Here is a 14,173-nt window from a genome sequence, read left to right as displayed (position 1 = left end):
GCCGACGGCCCGGCCGGTCCCCGGGGTCAATCGGCGGGCTTGAGGACATAGCCCGCGCCGCGCAACGTGTGGATCATCGGCGCCCGGCCGGCGTCGATCTTCTTGCGCAGGTACGAGATGTACAGCTCGACCACGTTGGCCTGGCCGCCGAAGTCGTAGTTCCACACCCGGTCGAGGATCTGCGCCTTGCTGAGCACCCGGCGCGGGTTGCGCATCAGGTAGCGAAGCAGCTCGAACTCGGTCGCGGTCAGGGTGATCAGGTGGCCGTCCCGCCGAACCTCGTGGCTGTCCTCGTCGAGGCTGAGGTCGCCCACGGTCAGCACCGCGTCCGCGCGGGTGGCGACCGCGAAGCCGGAGCGGCGCAGCAGCGCGCGCAGCCGGGCGATCACCTCCTCCAGGCTGAACGGCTTGGTGACGTAGTCGTCGCCGCCGACGGTCAGGCCGGCGATGCGCTCCTCGACCGCGTCCCGGGCGGTCAGGAAGAGCACCGGCACGGTGGGCGACTGCTCACGCAACCGGCGCAGCACCTGGAAGCCGTCCAGGTCGGGCAGCATCACGTCGAGCACCACGGCGTCCGGCTGGAACTGCCGCGCGGTGTTCAACGCCGCCGTGCCGTTGCCGGCGCTGCGCACCTGCCAGCCCTCGTAGCGCAGCGCCATCGACAGCAGGTCGGTCAGCGTCGGCTCGTCGTCGACCACCAGCACCCGGACCGGCTCGCCGTCTGGCCGGCGTAGCTCGATGCGGCTGGGCGCGGCCTGCCCGTCCATGACCATGTCCCCCATCGTGGGCGGGGCACCTGTGGCACGCCTCTGCGGCACCTGTGTGCCAGCTGTGCGGGCGGGTCGGCGGCGGGTGGGTGTCACCGCCGGTCAGCTCCGCCCCGGGGTCACTCGGACACCCCGAACGGGTCGGTGCGCACGAACCGCATGCTCCAGCCGCCCACGCCGTCCGGCCGGTCGCGCTCGTAGAGGTGGTCGGGGCCGGCCTGCATCGGCCCGGTGCCATCCGGGTGTCGCATGATCCAGCGCGGCGGCGGGGCGCCGTCCGGCCCGGCCGGCACGTCCCGGACCAGGCCGTCAGCGGGCCCGCCGATGAAGCGTACGGTGACCTCGCCCATCGCGGCGTCCCCTCAGGTGACCGTGCCGGCACGTTGGGTGGCACCGGCCCTGGCTCGCAAGCTACCGCACCCACCGCCCGCACCGCAGCGGGTGCGCGGCCCGGCGGCCCCCCGATTTCCGCGACGGTTTGCCCAGCTCGGGGCTCGGGTACCGCAATCGGAGGCGCCGCCGTCGGCGGTACGAGGGCGAGGAGCGGTCAATGCGCACGCTGGACGGGCGATACCGGCTCGAACGGCGCATCGGCATTGGCGGCATGTCCGAGGTGTGGCAAGCCCATGACCGGGTGCTGGACCGGCCGGTCGCGGTGAAGCTGATCTCGCCGGGAGTGGACGGCCAGCACGGCCCGGTGGAGCGCATCCAGGCCGAGGCGCGCTCCGCGGCGCGCCTGGTGCATCCGAACGTGGCGAGCGTGCACGACTTCGGCACCTCCTCCTCCGCGTTGCCCGGTCGCCGGGTGCCGTACATCGTGATGGAGCTGGCCGAGGGGGAGACCCTCGCCGCGCACCTGCGGGCCGGTCCGCTGGACTGGCGGATCTCGGTACGGGTCTGCGCGGAGGTCGGCGCCGCGCTGGCCGCCGCGCACGCGAGCGGCATCGTGCACCGCGACGTCAAGCCGGCCAACGTCATGCTCACCCCCTCCGGCGTGAAGGTGCTCGACTTCGGCATCGCCACCTCGGCCGGCGCGCCGGAGCCGATGCCGGAGGGGATGATCGTGGGCACCCCGGCGTACCTGGCGCCCGAGCAGTTCGACGGCGCGCCAGCCACCCCGGCGGCCGACATGTACGCCCTCGGCGTGCTGCTCTACTACTGCCTCACCGGCCGGCTGCCGTACGCGGCGGACAGCACCGTCGAGCTGCTGGGCGCCCGCGGCCGCCGGCCACCGGAGCCGCTGCCCGAGATCGACGGGCTCCCGCCTGAGGTGGCCGAGCTGTGCCGCTCCTGCATGGCCGAGGACCCGGCGCGGCGCCCGACCAGCCTGTTCGCTGCGCTCCTGCTGGCCGAAGCCGTGGACGCCCGGGTGTACGTGCCGATGCTGGTTCCCACGGCGCGCCAGCCGGCTCCGACGTCGCCGTGGACCGAACAGGCCGCGATGGAGGCCACCGAGGCGGTGCAGGTGGCCGACGGGTCGGACCAGTCCGGCGGGCGCTGACCGCGCGGCCCCGCGGCGTTTCGCCGGACGACGGCCGGGAAGTCGGGCGGGTGAGCGACGGGAGGAACGCGATGCCGGATCCGAGTTCCTGGCTGCATGAGGCCACCGCGACCGCCGAGGGCGGCCACGTACGCACCGACGATGGCGGACTCTCCACCGCGCTGGCCTCGCCGCTGGCAGCGCACTGCACCGGGCTGAGGCCGGAGCAGTTGCTGGCGGCGGCCTTCGCGTCCTGCCTGCACCACGCGGCGGTGGAGGCGGCTGGGGAGATCACCGACGAGGCGCACACCGTCCAGGTGCGGGCCGAGGCGAAGCTGGGGCGCGACGACGACGGCCGGTACCGCGCCGACGTGCACGCCTCGATCTCCTCCGCCGGCCTGAGCCGGCAGCAGCTGGCTGACCTGGTCGAGTACGCCGACCGGCTCTGGCCGTTCTCCAGCGGCGACAACAGCCGGCACCGGCTGACCGTCACCCCGGCGGAGAACGGCCGGCACTGATCCGGTCACCACCGGGGTCGTCCGTCCACCGAACGGCCACGCCAAGGCCTCGGCCGTTCGGCGGACAGGCCATCGGTCGTAAGGGTGAGCCCTGATGAGCGGCCGGAACCGACGCCGACGACGTCGGCCGGGACCGCCTTCGCCGGGCGAATCGGGAATAACCGGCTCGCCCGAAGGGTGCAGTTGATCAGCCTTGTGAAGTGCTTGCCCCTTATTGTCGCCAAGATCGGGGCAAATTGTGGCGCATGCCACCGTACGGGCCGATGGCATCGGGCAGCCGCTTCTTTAGCCTCGGCGGGTGCATCGCGACGACCCCGCCGACGAGAAGCTGACCGACGCGCGCCTGACCACCCGCTCGAGCGACGCCGCATCAACCGAACGGACGATCGGCCGCCACCGGGCCGTCGAGCCGCCCCGCCGCTCCCTGCTGGGCTCGACCCCGCTGCGGGTCGCCCTGGCCACCGGTGTCACCTGCTGCCTCAGCCTGGTCGCGGTCACCACCGCCCGGGGCGGCGAGGACACCATCCGCCCCGTGGAGCCGCTGGCCGAAGCGGTTGCCGACCGCGCCGCCATCGCCGACGAGCGCGCCTCCCGGTCGCTGGACCGTGACGCCGCCCCCACGCGGGTCATCCCCAGCCCGACCCCGAAGCCCACCCCCACCCGCACCGCCGTACGCAAGGCGGCCGCCAAGAAGCCGGTCAAGCCGCGCCGACCCCGACCGGTAGCCGGACTCGACCAGGCCCAGATGGACAACGCCAAGATCATCGTTGACGTCGGCCTGGAGATGAAGATGCCGCGCCGCGCGCTGGTGGTGGCGCTGGCCACCGCCATGCAGGAGAGCAACCTCTACAACCTGGCCAGCGACGTGCTGCCGGAGTCGGCGCAGTACGCGAACCAGGGCAGCGGCTCCGACCACGACTCGGTCGGGCTGTTCCAGCAGCGGCCCAGCAGCGGCTGGGGCACGGTGGCCGAGCTGATGCGCCCGTCGTACGCCGCGCGGGCCTTCTACGAGGCGCTCAACGAGATCCCGGGCTGGCAGGACATGAGCGTCACCGCCGCCGCCCAGGCCGTGCAGATCTCCGCCTTCCCCGACGCGTACGCCCAGCACGAGGAGCGGGCGACGACCGTCGCGGCGGCGCTCACCACCTGAGGCGCAGTGAGCTGCCCCCACGTGGGCACACGGCGGTCGTGGCGCGACCGTGTGGGCGCGCAGGGGCCTCAGCGGCGGTGCGCGCCGTCCCGCCCGGCCGGCGGCTCCCGGCCCACGTCCCGGCCGCCGGCAGCCACCCGGGTCGCCGGTACGCCCGTGCCCGCCGCCGCGGTCGGGGCGTCGGCGGGTACCGGCTCGGCGGTCACCCCGCCGAGAATCTCGTCCACCCGCTCCTCGCGCCGCCGGCGGGCGTCCAGCGCCGCCTCGAAGTCGCGCCGGGCCTGCATGGCCTCCGCGTACGCCCGCTCGCGCACCTGCCGGGCCTCCGCGCGGGCCTCGTCCAGCTCGATCCGGGCCAGGGCCAGGATCTCGGCCGCCTCCCGCCGCACGGCGTCGCCAGAATGCCGAGGTCTCCCGGGGTCGCCCAGATCCAGCCGCTGGAGCAGCCCGCTGAGCCAGGTTGCCTCCTCGCGGATCTCGTCCCAGACCCGGGAGGTCCCGGCGGCGCCCTCCGCACGCGCCGCGAGCCGGGACAACCGGATCCCCAGCTCATCGAGGCAGGAATCCACCTGCCGCTGGTCGTAACCGGTCTCAACGACGGAGAACCTCATACTGTCGCCCCCCAGGCAGCTGCTGTTTCTTCCCCACCTGGATCCTCGGTCGCCACGCGAGCGGCCGAGGGTGTTCGGGAAAATTGTTCAGCATGCGGGCGTGCGGGGGCCTCCCCGGAGCGGCGGGGGGCGATGTCGGGCCTGGCGGCGTGGACGATGCCGCCCGGTCCGGGCCGGACAGGTCAGGTCAGGCGCGCTTCGGCAGCACGACCACCCGGCCGAAAAACTCGTCGATGCGCCGCACCACGTCGTTGAAGTCGTCGAGGTCGATCGGCTTGGTGACGTACGCGTTGGCCTGCAGCGTGTAGCTGCCCACGATGTCGGTGTCCGCGTTCGAGGTGGTCAGCACCACGATGGGGATGGTCCGCAGGTCCTCGTCCTGCTTCACCGCGCCGAGCACCTGCCGCCCGTCCATCCGTGGCATGTTCAGGTCCAGCAGGATGACGTCCGGCCGGCGGGCCTCCAGGTGCCGCCCCTCGGCGCGGAGGAACTCCATCGCCTCCTCGCCGTCGCTCACCACGTCGATGACCTTGTCCACGTCGGAGTCCGCCAACGCTTCCTCGATCATCAGCACGTCGCCCGGGTCGTCATCCACCACCAGGATCCGTACCGGATGCGAGCTGTCTGCGCCCATCACTACCTGCCTTGGTTCAGCGGGGACGGGACCAGACGGTCACCGTGTTGGCGGGGAAATCTAGCCCATCAGGAGGCGCTCTGGGACGCCGGGTCGACCGTGTCCGGCTGGTAGTGCAACACATCGGCGAGGCCGGTGACCCGCAACACCCGCTCGACCCGGCCGCTGGCGCCGGTGAGGCGCAACCAACCCCCCTCGGCGGCGGCCCGGTTGTCTCCCCGGACGAACACGGCCATCCCGGTGGAGTCGCAGAAGGTGAGGTCGGTGAGGTCGAGCAGCACGCGGCTCTCGCCCGCGTCGGAGAGCCGGTCGATCGCGGCGGCCAACTCGGGCGCGGTGCTCAGGTCCAGCTCACCGGCGAGCCTCAGGCAGTACCCATCGCCATCACGCCCGGCGTACCTGACGCTGAACGTCACCGTGCTCCCCCTTCGCTCCACCGCTGGGTGGGACATTTGCAGTGCGGCAAGTATAAGCAGGGGCACCCCGACGAGCGCATGGCACGGTGATCGGCAGGCAGCGCCGCAGGCCGGTGATCAGCGGGCGGCACTGCCCCCGGCGGCGAGCAGCGCGGTCCGGCCCAGGGTCAGCGCGCGCACCGCCCGGGGGAAGTCGCGCAGCGCGGCGGCGTAGTGCACCAGGGGCAGGTCCACCGCCGCGGCGGGCACCCCACGGCTGGTCAGGATCCCCACCAGCCACTCCACGAACTCCGTGAACAGCGAGGCGTCATCGACGTAGAGCGCGGCGGCCAGGAAGTCGACGATGTGGCCCAGGTCGCTCACGGTCGAGTCGAGCTGGGCGGCCGTGTAGGCCCGCGTCGCAGGGACCCGCTCGCACAGGTCGGCCAGCGCGCTGTCGATCAGCTCACCCCGGCGCCGGACCAGGCTCGCGTACTCGTCGTCGGCCAGGTGCGACAGCTGCGCCGGCGGCACCCGACGCAGCGCCCGCTCGTCGGCGATCAGCTCGGCCGCCGCCGGCGCGTCCGCCGCCCAGGGGGCACCGAGCCGACGGGCCCACCGGCCGTCCGCACCGAACCCGCGCCCCCCGACCACCACCGGCACGTCCGAGCGGCGGCACGCCTCGATCATGCGGTGGGCGTGCGGCAGCCGTACCGGCAGCGCACAGGCCAACGCCACCGCGTGCGCGTCGTGCTGGTGCAGGTACGACACCAGGTGCGCCGCCGGGACGCTCGCGCCCAGAAAGGTCACCTGCCACCCGCGCAGCCGCAGCACCTCGGCCACCAGCCGGGGCGGCAACGCGTGCCACTCACCGTCCATGCAGGCCACGACGACCCGCCCGCGGGTCGGACGCGGGTTGGCGTGCGCGGCGACCGCCGCCACCACCCGCTCGCTGATGTGGGTGGCCGCATGCTCCTGGGCGACGCTCCACTCGTTGCGCGCCCACCGCTCGCCCACCTCGGACTGGGCCGGCGCGACCAGGTCGAGCAGCACCCGCTCGGCCGGCAGGCCCGCGTCGAGCAGGCCGAGCGCCACCTCGATCGCGGCGTACTCGTCGGCGTCGGCGAGGCAGTCCAGATAGCCGGGGTAGACGTCGGTCGGGTCGGCTGCGGTGGACGGCGCGGTCACGCTCAGGTCTCCCTCTGCTGGTCGGTCGCGGCCGGTCGGGGCACGGCGTGCAGGTGCCGCGACGCCCGCCCGCCCGGGCCGACCGCGCGCAGCGCCAGCACCGCGATGTCGTCGTGGTCGCCGTGCGCCAGCCAGTCGCAGGTGACCTGCTCGACCCGCTCGGCCAGGGCGGGTGCCGGCATCCGCTGGCAGTCGGTCACCGCGGTGACGAGCCGCTCCGGGCCGAACTGCTCATCACCGCGGCGGCCACCACGGGCCTCCGTCACCCCGTCGCTGTAGAGCAGGCAGGTCTCGCCCGGGGCCAGCCGGACGGTCACCTCGCCGACGCGCGGGTCGGGCACCACGCCGATGAGCATGCCGCGCCGCGGCACGGTCTCCACCTCGCCGGAGGCGCGCAGCACCAGCGGCGGCAGGTGCCCACCGCCGGCCATGGTGAGCGTGAGACCACCCTCGCGCTCCGGCCGGGCGACGCCGAGCACGATGGTGGCGAAGCGGCCCTGGCCGTGCGCCTGGGTCGTCTCCAGCAGGGCGTCGTTGAGCAGCCGCAGCAGCCGCCCGGGGTGCGACTCCACCCGGTGCAGGGCCTGCAGGCACTGGCGCAGCTGGCCGGTGAACACCGCCGCCTCGACGCCCTTGCCCGAGACGTCACCGAGAAAGAACAGCGAGCCGCCGTCGGCGAGCCGGTGCGAGCCGTAGAAGTCGCCGCCGATCCGCAGCCCCGCCTGTGCCGGCCGGTACGCGGTGCCCCACTGCACGCCGGCGGTCTCGGCCGGCTCCACCGGCAGCAGGCTGGCCTGGAGGGTGTCGGCCACCTCCGCCTGGTCGCGGTACAGCAGCGCGGTGGTCAACGCCGCGCCGGCCCGGGCCGCGAAGGCGCGGATCAGCTCCACGTCGTCCTCGTCGTACGGTCGGGTGGCACGGCGGGCGACCAGCAGCACCCCGACCGGGGCGTCCCCGCCCGGCAGCGGAACGACCCGGGCGGCGCTCTCGGTGCCGGGCAGGCCGGGCAGCCAGCCCGCGTCGACCGCCTGTTCCACCAGCCAGTCCACCGCGTGCGGCTCGACCCCGGTCAGACCGTCGGCGATGGCCGCCGGCAGGTCGCCGCCGGCCAGCACGCCGCTGTCCACCATCGGCGCCTCGTCGTCCGTCCGCGAGGCCCGCCACCAGCGGGCCCGCCCCGACCGCGGGGCGAGCACCAGGACGGCCACCTCGGCCAGCGACGGCACGGCGAGCCGGACGACCGCCGCGGCGGCGCGGTCGGGGTGCAGCGGGTTGCCCAGCTTGTCGCCCACCACGGCCAGGAAGGCCGAGCGGGCCCGCTCGGCGAGGAGCGCGTCGGCGCGGCTGACGCTCTCGGTGATGTCCTCGACGTACCAGCAGCAGCGGCTGCCGGAGAGGGGTACGCAGCGGGCGGTGAGCCGGCGCCCGCGATGGGTGAAGCCGCCCGGGCTCCCGTCGCTCAACGCGGGCACGCCGGCCGCGGCGAGCAACTCGCCGGGCACCACCTCGGGCAGCAACCGCTCGGCCACCGGGCTGACGTGCCGCACGACGCCGTCGGCGTCGCAGACGACCAGTCCCTCGCGGAAGTGCTCGACGACTTCGGACCAGTCGGGCGGGACCTGCCCCCGGTAGGGGGCCAGCGGTGGCAGGGCGGCCGTCGGCCGGACCGGCCCGGCGGCTGACCACGCCGGGGCCCGTGTGGTACTCGGTGTGGAGATCCGTCCGTCGCCCGGGTCCCAGTCCCTGGCGTCGGCAACAGTCACCAGCTGAGCCTCACTCCTTGTCGTCCACCGGACCCGCACCGGAACCGGCGCCTGTGGTCAATACCGTCCCGCCCACCCTACGCCGGGCGGCCGGGAGCGGCACCTCACGGCAGCTGGGAGGCCCGCTCGCCGACCCACCGGCCGGCGCGTCACGGCCCCCGGATTTGCGTTCGGTCCGCCGGCTGGGAACATGGAGCAATGTCCTCCCAGCTGTTGACCATCGAGGTGACCCGGCTCGATACCGGGCACGTTCGGCTGGGGCTGACCGGCGACCTCGACTACGACACCGCGCCGGACCTGATCGCGGCGGTTGCCGAACTGCGCGGCGACGACCAGCAGTCGCTGATGATCGACCTGACCGGCGTGAGCCTCTGCGACTCGTCCGGGCTCAGCGCCCTGCTCGTGGTGCACCGCGCCGCCGGGGCCATCCGGCTGACCGGGGTCAGCCCGCAGCTTCAGCGGATGCTGGACCGCACCGGGCTGGGTGAGCTGCTGGCCGTGGAGCACGCCGCCGACGACCTGCGCGCGATCAGCTGATCGGCGCCCAGCGGGCCGCCCCGAAAAGGGGGTGGCCCCCGACCCTGGGACCTGGGGTCGGGGGCCGGAGGAATGTCTAGGGCGCGGTCATCGGCTGGAGCCGGGGTCCGCTCTCGCGTAGCTCGCCGGTCGGCGCGGAGTCGGCGTCCTGCGGTGTCCCCGAATCGGGCGTCTGGTACAGGTAGCGGACAAAATCCCCACCGGACTCGTTGTCGTCCGCGCCCGGCCACTGGCCGATGCAGTCCATGCCGACCACCTCGCGGCCGGTCCCGTCGGCCTCCTCCAGCAGGGCCCACAGGCTCACCGCGTAACACCGCGTCGCGTCGGGCGTCAGCTGCCAGCGGGCGTACCAGCCGGGTCGAGCGGGGACGATCTCGACGATCCGTTTCATGACGACCTTCCTTCCGCGTACCTCGGAAGAACTGCGGTCCTGATGTGATCCTGCGGGCCGGTCGGGTGAGCGCCCATCACCCGCGCCGGATGAAGCCCGCTGATGCCGGCCTCGCCCGCTCCGGCGGCGTCCGTTTCGGTGCCCGGGACGGCGGGAAGGCGACGGACGCAGGCACGATCCCCAGCGGAAGGGGTGTCACCATGCGCAAGCAGATGGAGGGCGACAACCAGAGGCGCCGGGCTCTGGCCCGGCAGGCCCGCGAACAGGGTCGCCAGCCCAGCGAGTTCGGCGCCAGCCTGAGCGCCTCCAAGCAGCTCACCAGCCTCGATCAGGGCAGGCGGGACGGACCGGGCCCGGCCGGACACCACAAGCCGGACAGCACGCGCGGTGGACCGGCCCCGCCGCAGGTCGGCACGCCGGACAATCCGCGGCCGCAGACGTCCCCACCGGCCAGCGCGGCGGGGGCGAGCAGCGTGGGCTACCAGGAGCTGGTCGAGGACGTTCGGCGCCGGGCCGGGGTCGACTTCAGGACGGCCAAGGTGGGCACCGAGGCGACCGTGCTGGTGCTCGCCTTCGCGCTGGAGGCGGCGGAACGGCAGCGACTGCTCACTGCGGTGCCGACCTCGCTGCACGACGTGCTGCCCGTCGACGGCGTCGAACGGCACCGCGACCTGCCCGGCTTCCTGGCCGAGGTGGGCCGGATCAGCGGCCGTACCCCGGAGCAGGCCCGCTATCAGGCGGAGGCGACCCTCGCCGCGCTCGCCGAGCAGGACGGCGACCTGGTCGAGTCGCTGCACGTACCCGACGGCCTGCGGGACCTGTTGAACCCGCCGGAGGCCGGCGGCGGCCTCGTCGGCGCCTCCACCACCACACCCACCCTGGACGCGGCCGAGCTGCGGGCGGCGCTGGACGACCTGCCGTACTGGGCCGGCGACAGTGACGCCCTGTTCCGGGTGGTCGCGCTGCCGCCGGACAACCTGGACCGGGTGCTCGACCGGCTCGACCAGCTGCGCCAGGAGACGGGGCGCGCCCCGAGCATCGGGCGCCCCGGAGGCACGGCCGCCGTGCTGACCGTGCGGACCAACCAGGCGGACGGGGTGACCGCGCTCGACGTGGACCTCGCCCACCGGATCGACGACGCGATCGACGAGGTGGGTGCCGGGATGGCCGGCGGCTGACCGGACACCTCGGCGCACGCGGGCCGGCGGACGCGGGGCACACCCACGCCGCCGGCCCGCCCGCCGTGCCCCCCCGTCGACACGGCCGGGCCCGGCCGGGGCGGCGGCACCGGCGTCGCGAGCCGGGCTCGCCTCGGCCGGCCCACGGGCCGCGTGCTCCGGCGGCTCGGCTAGCGTGCCGGGCATGAACCGCGCCGCCGACCGGCTGGAACTGGTCGCCGATCCAGTCCGCCGGACCGGGCGGATGCTGCTCTCCGGCGGCGTCGAGCAGTCGTACGTGGACGTCGAGGATCCCCGGCACCTGCACTTCGAGTACGTCCGGCGGATCGCCTCCGCGGTGGAGTTGGCGGCCCCGGCGGGCGACCCGCTGAGCGCGCTGCACCTGGGCGGCGGCGCCTTGACGCTGCCCCGGTGGCTGGCCACCACCCGACCCGGCTCCCCGCAGCGCGTCATCGAGCGGGACCCGGCGGTTGTCGAGCTGGTCGCCCGGGAGCTGCCGCCGCTGCCGCCCGAGGTGGAGGTGGAGGTCGCCGACGCCCGGGAGGCGGTCGCCGCCAGCCCGGCCGGCCGGTACGACCTAGTGGTCGCCGACATCTACCGGGCAGCCCGGATGCCACGACACGTGCGCACCGTGGAGTTCGCCGCCGAGGTGGCCCGCACCCTGCGCCCGGACGGGCTGTACCTGGTCAACGTCACGGACCTGCCGCCACTGGTCGGCACCCGGGTGCAGGTGGCGACACTGCGGGCGGTCTTCGGCGACGTGTGCGTGCTCGGCGACCGGCGGATGCTGCGCGGCCGGCGCTACGGCAACCTGGTGCTCGCCGCGACATCCCCCGCGGGTGGGCTGCCGGTCGGGCGGCTGGCGGTGGCCGCCCTGCGCGACCCGGTCCCGGGTGGCCTGCTGCACGCCGTCGCACTGGACGGCTTCGTCGCGGGCGCCCGACCCGTCACGGACGCCGACAACGCCGCACAAAAATGATCATCTGACGCTCGGCGGTCACCGCCGCGTCGGCCGCGCACCGCCGGGTGATCCGCGCGGGTCCCGGGTTTCCCGAGGTGACCGCGGGGAAGCCGCGCCGGATGAGCAACGCCGACACCCGGGTGACCGCTCGTCGGACTCTGATCGTGATCGGTCTGGTGCTGGCGACCGCGTTCGCGCTGGCCTTCGTGTACGCGACCCGCCGGGTGCTGGTCTGGGCCGTGGTGGCCGCCTTCTTCGCCGTCGCGCTCAAGCCGCTGGTGGACCGGCTCCAACGCCGGTTCGTGCCGCGGCGGGCGTTGGCCACTCTGCTGGTGTTCCTCGCCGCGTTCGCGCTGCTGGCGATCCTGGCCGCGGCCATCCTGGCACCGCTGCTGAACGAGCTGGGGCGGTTCGCCGAACGGGCGCCGGAGCTGCTGCGCGACGTGCGCGCCGGCCGTGGCCCGGTGGGCCACCTGCTGGAGCGCGTCGGCGCCCGACAGTACGTGTCCGAGCACTCCGAGCAGCTGCGTACCTTCGGCGCCCGGCTGCGCGAGCCGGCCGTCGGCGTGCTGCGCAGCGTGGTGGAGACGGTCGCCGGGCTGGTCACGGTCATCGTGCTCGCGTACCTCATGGTGCTGGAGGCGCCGCGGATCACCAGCCGCGTGCTCGCGGCGGCCGGGGACGGCCGGGGCGAGCGGCTGCGCCGGGTGGGTCGGGAGGTCTCGCGCACCGTCACCGGTTACCTCACCGGCAACCTGGTGATCAGCGTGATCTGCGGGGCCCTGACCTTCGTGGTGCTGGCGCTCACCGGGGTGCCGTTCGCCGCCGTGATCGCCCTGCTGGTGGCGGTGGCCGACCTGATACCGCTGGTCGGCGCGACACTGGGAGCGGTGATCGCGGCCGGGGCCGGTTTCCTGCACTCCCCCACCGCCGGCGTGGTGGTGCTGGTCTTCTTCGTGGTCTACCAGCAGGTGGAGAACCACCTGCTCCAGCCGCTCATCCTGGCCCGCGCGGTCCGGCTGAACCCGCTGACCGTGCTGGTCAGCGTCCTGCTCGCGGCGGAGCTGGCCGGCCTGCTCGGCGCCCTGCTGGCCATCCCCGCCGCCGGCATCATCCAGGCCCTGCTGCGCGAGTACGGGCCGGCCCAGCTGCGCCCGAAGCCACCGGCCGGTCCCGACCCGCGACGCCGACCGGCCGGTCCCGCCCATCAGAGCTCGACCGGCCGGACCGGCGGGCGCTCAGCGGGACCGGGCCGCGAACTCGGGTGAGGTGCTCTCCAGCGGGACCGCGTTCGCCGGTACCAGGCCGAGCTGGACCGCCTGCCGGGTCAGCGTGGCGTCCAGCGCCCAGTCGGCGCTGACCCTCGTCCGGTTACCCGGCATCGCCAACAGGTGGTACGCGCGGGTGACCGCCTTCGCGGGCAGCCCGGCCAGCGGCACGTGCAAGGGATTCGCCGCCGCGGCCTTGCCGCCCAGGTCGACCACCCAGCCCAGGTCGTGGTGCTTGTACGGCTTGCGCTGGCCGTACCCGTACGACGCGGCGATGTTGTGCGCCGCCCGCTTGCCCTGCCGCTGGGCGTGCTGGGCGGTCATCGCGCAGATCTGGCCGGGGCGGGTCAGGTCGGGCACCGCGGCGGCGTCGCCGCAGGCGTACACCTCGGGGTAGCCGGGGACGGTGAGGAACTCGTCGACCACCAGGCGGCCCTTGTCGGTACGCAGGCCCAGCTCGCTGACGAACGGATCGGGGCGCACCCCCACACACCAGACCAGCGTGCAGGTGGGCACGTACTCGCCGTCGGTGAGCTTCACCCCGTCGGCGGTCGCCTCGGCCACCGAGGTGCCCATCCGCACGTCGACGCCGCGCCGGTCGAGCACCTTGTGTGCGGTCTGCGACATCCGCTTGTCCAGCTCCGGCAGCACCCGGGGGGCGATGTCCAGCAGCATCCAGCGGGGACGGACGGAGAGCCGGGGCCGCTGGGCCTGCAGCGCGTCGGTGAACAGCTGCCCGTGCGCGGCGACCTCGGTGCCGGTGTAGCCCGCGCCGACCACCACGAAGGTGGACCGGGCCCGCTGCTCGGCCGGGTCCTCGGCCTGCTCGGCCAACTCGATCTGGCGGATCACGTGGTCGTGCAGGTAGACCGCCTCGGGCAGGCCACGGAAGCCGTGCGCGTACTCGGTCACCCCGGGGATGGGCAGCAGCTTGTTGACGCTGCCCACGGCCAGCACGAGCCGGTCGTACGCCAGCCGGTTCTTGTCCCCCTCCTGCTGGGTGAACCCGACCCAACGGTTCTGCAGGTCCACGTGGTCCGCCTCGCCGATCACGACCCGTACGCCCTTGAGCGTCCCGGTCAGCGGCACGGCGATCCGCCTGGGCTCGACCACCCCGGCGGCCACCTCGGGCAGCAGCGGCAGGTAGAGGAAGTAGTCGGTGGAATTCAGCAGCACGATCTCGGCCCGGTCCCGGGCGAGGCGGCTCAACGTCTTCGCCGCGTGGTAACCGGCGAACCCGGCCCCCACGATCACCACACGAGGTTTCGTCATTGCGGCCCGTTTCCCGTCGAAGCCCGGGACAAACGTCGAAGAACCGGCAGGTCGGGCGCG

Annotated in this window: 16 protein-coding genes; 7 read left to right on the top strand and 9 right to left on the bottom strand. The window is 74.2% G+C overall.

Going from position 1 to position 14,173, the window contains the following annotated elements; translation table 11 throughout:
• Positions 1–26: 26 nt before the first annotated feature.
• Together BUS84_RS06035 and BUS84_RS06030 are read right to left on the bottom strand one after the other, a co-directional pair.
• A complete protein-coding gene (locus BUS84_RS06035) occupies positions 27–773 on the bottom strand; it encodes a response regulator transcription factor (RefSeq protein WP_074309469.1) in 747 nt (248 codons plus the stop codon).
• A 113-nt stretch (positions 774–886) separates the two neighbouring features.
• On the bottom strand, positions 887–1,117 hold the full coding sequence (locus BUS84_RS06030; protein ID WP_074309467.1) for a hypothetical protein: 231 nt from the start codon (positions 1,115–1,117) through the stop codon (positions 887–889).
• 200 nt (positions 1,118–1,317) lie between these two features.
• On the opposite strand from BUS84_RS06030, the gene BUS84_RS06025 reads away from it, so the two are divergent.
• The 3 genes from BUS84_RS06025 to BUS84_RS06015 all read left to right on the top strand — a co-directional run bounded on the left by BUS84_RS06025 (position 1,318) and on the right by BUS84_RS06015 (position 3,915).
• A complete protein-coding gene (locus BUS84_RS06025; protein ID WP_074309465.1) occupies positions 1,318–2,268 on the top strand; it encodes a serine/threonine-protein kinase in 951 nt (316 codons plus the stop codon).
• Positions 2,269–2,339: 71 nt separating this feature from the next.
• Complete coding sequence (locus BUS84_RS06020; RefSeq protein ID WP_074309463.1) at positions 2,340–2,765, top strand: OsmC family protein; 426 nt, start codon at positions 2,340–2,342, stop codon at positions 2,763–2,765.
• A gap of 298 nt (positions 2,766–3,063) precedes the next feature.
• Positions 3,064–3,915 carry a hypothetical protein gene (locus BUS84_RS06015; RefSeq protein ID WP_074309461.1) on the top strand — a complete coding sequence of 284 codons (852 nt, stop codon included), beginning with the start codon at positions 3,064–3,066 and terminating at the stop codon, positions 3,913–3,915.
• Positions 3,916–3,983: 68 nt separating this feature from the next.
• On the opposite strand, the gene BUS84_RS06010 is transcribed toward BUS84_RS06015, so the two are convergent.
• The 5 genes from BUS84_RS06010 to BUS84_RS05990 form a co-directional block, all read right to left on the bottom strand.
• Positions 3,984–4,526, bottom strand: a complete 543-nt coding sequence (locus BUS84_RS06010; RefSeq protein ID WP_074309459.1) for a F0F1 ATP synthase subunit B family protein — start codon at positions 4,524–4,526, stop codon at positions 3,984–3,986.
• A 187-nt stretch (positions 4,527–4,713) separates the two neighbouring features.
• Positions 4,714–5,160, bottom strand: a complete 447-nt coding sequence (locus tag BUS84_RS06005; RefSeq protein ID WP_074309457.1) for a response regulator — start codon at positions 5,158–5,160, stop codon at positions 4,714–4,716.
• 68 nt (positions 5,161–5,228) lie between these two features.
• Complete coding sequence (locus BUS84_RS06000) at positions 5,229–5,576, bottom strand: STAS domain-containing protein (RefSeq protein ID WP_074309455.1); 348 nt, start codon at positions 5,574–5,576, stop codon at positions 5,229–5,231.
• A 117-nt stretch (positions 5,577–5,693) separates the two neighbouring features.
• Positions 5,694–6,743 carry a cobalamin B12-binding domain-containing protein gene (locus BUS84_RS05995; RefSeq protein WP_074309454.1) on the bottom strand — a complete coding sequence of 350 codons (1,050 nt, stop codon included), beginning with the start codon at positions 6,741–6,743 and terminating at the stop codon, positions 5,694–5,696.
• 2 nt (positions 6,744–6,745) lie between these two features.
• Entirely contained in the window at positions 6,746–8,506 is a 1,761-nt protein-coding gene (locus BUS84_RS05990; protein WP_074309452.1) for a PP2C family protein-serine/threonine phosphatase, read from the bottom strand.
• A 198-nt stretch (positions 8,507–8,704) separates the two neighbouring features.
• Between BUS84_RS05990 and BUS84_RS05985 the strand changes: the two genes are divergently transcribed.
• Positions 8,705–9,043 carry an STAS domain-containing protein gene (locus BUS84_RS05985; RefSeq protein WP_074309450.1) on the top strand — a complete coding sequence of 113 codons (339 nt, stop codon included), beginning with the start codon at positions 8,705–8,707 and terminating at the stop codon, positions 9,041–9,043.
• A gap of 76 nt (positions 9,044–9,119) precedes the next feature.
• Here the strand turns inward: BUS84_RS05985 and BUS84_RS05980 are convergent, their stop codons facing one another.
• A complete protein-coding gene (locus tag BUS84_RS05980) occupies positions 9,120–9,434 on the bottom strand; it encodes a hypothetical protein (protein ID WP_074309448.1) in 315 nt (104 codons plus the stop codon).
• Positions 9,435–9,634: 200 nt separating this feature from the next.
• On the opposite strand from BUS84_RS05980, the gene BUS84_RS05975 reads away from it, so the two are divergent.
• The 3 genes from BUS84_RS05975 to BUS84_RS05965 all read left to right on the top strand — a co-directional run bounded on the left by BUS84_RS05975 (position 9,635) and on the right by BUS84_RS05965 (position 12,841).
• A complete protein-coding gene (locus tag BUS84_RS05975; RefSeq protein ID WP_074312182.1) occupies positions 9,635–10,612 on the top strand; it encodes a DUF2267 domain-containing protein in 978 nt (325 codons plus the stop codon).
• A gap of 184 nt (positions 10,613–10,796) precedes the next feature.
• Complete coding sequence (locus tag BUS84_RS05970; protein ID WP_074309446.1) at positions 10,797–11,591, top strand: spermidine synthase; 795 nt, start codon at positions 10,797–10,799, stop codon at positions 11,589–11,591.
• 77 nt (positions 11,592–11,668) lie between these two features.
• Complete coding sequence (locus BUS84_RS05965; RefSeq protein WP_244298399.1) at positions 11,669–12,841, top strand: AI-2E family transporter; 1,173 nt, start codon at positions 11,669–11,671, stop codon at positions 12,839–12,841.
• Here BUS84_RS05965 and BUS84_RS05960 read toward each other — a convergent pair.
• A complete protein-coding gene (locus tag BUS84_RS05960; protein WP_074309444.1) occupies positions 12,812–14,113 on the bottom strand; it encodes an NAD(P)/FAD-dependent oxidoreductase in 1,302 nt (433 codons plus the stop codon). The two genes, BUS84_RS05965 and BUS84_RS05960, sit on opposite strands and share 30 nt — an antisense overlap.
• Positions 14,114–14,173 lie beyond the last annotated feature (60 nt).

Source organism: Micromonospora cremea (assembly GCF_900143515.1).
In the GTDB taxonomy this organism is placed as follows: Bacteria; Actinomycetota; Actinomycetes; order Mycobacteriales; family Micromonosporaceae; genus Micromonospora; species Micromonospora cremea.
This window is presented reverse-complemented; position numbering and strand designations above follow the sequence as displayed.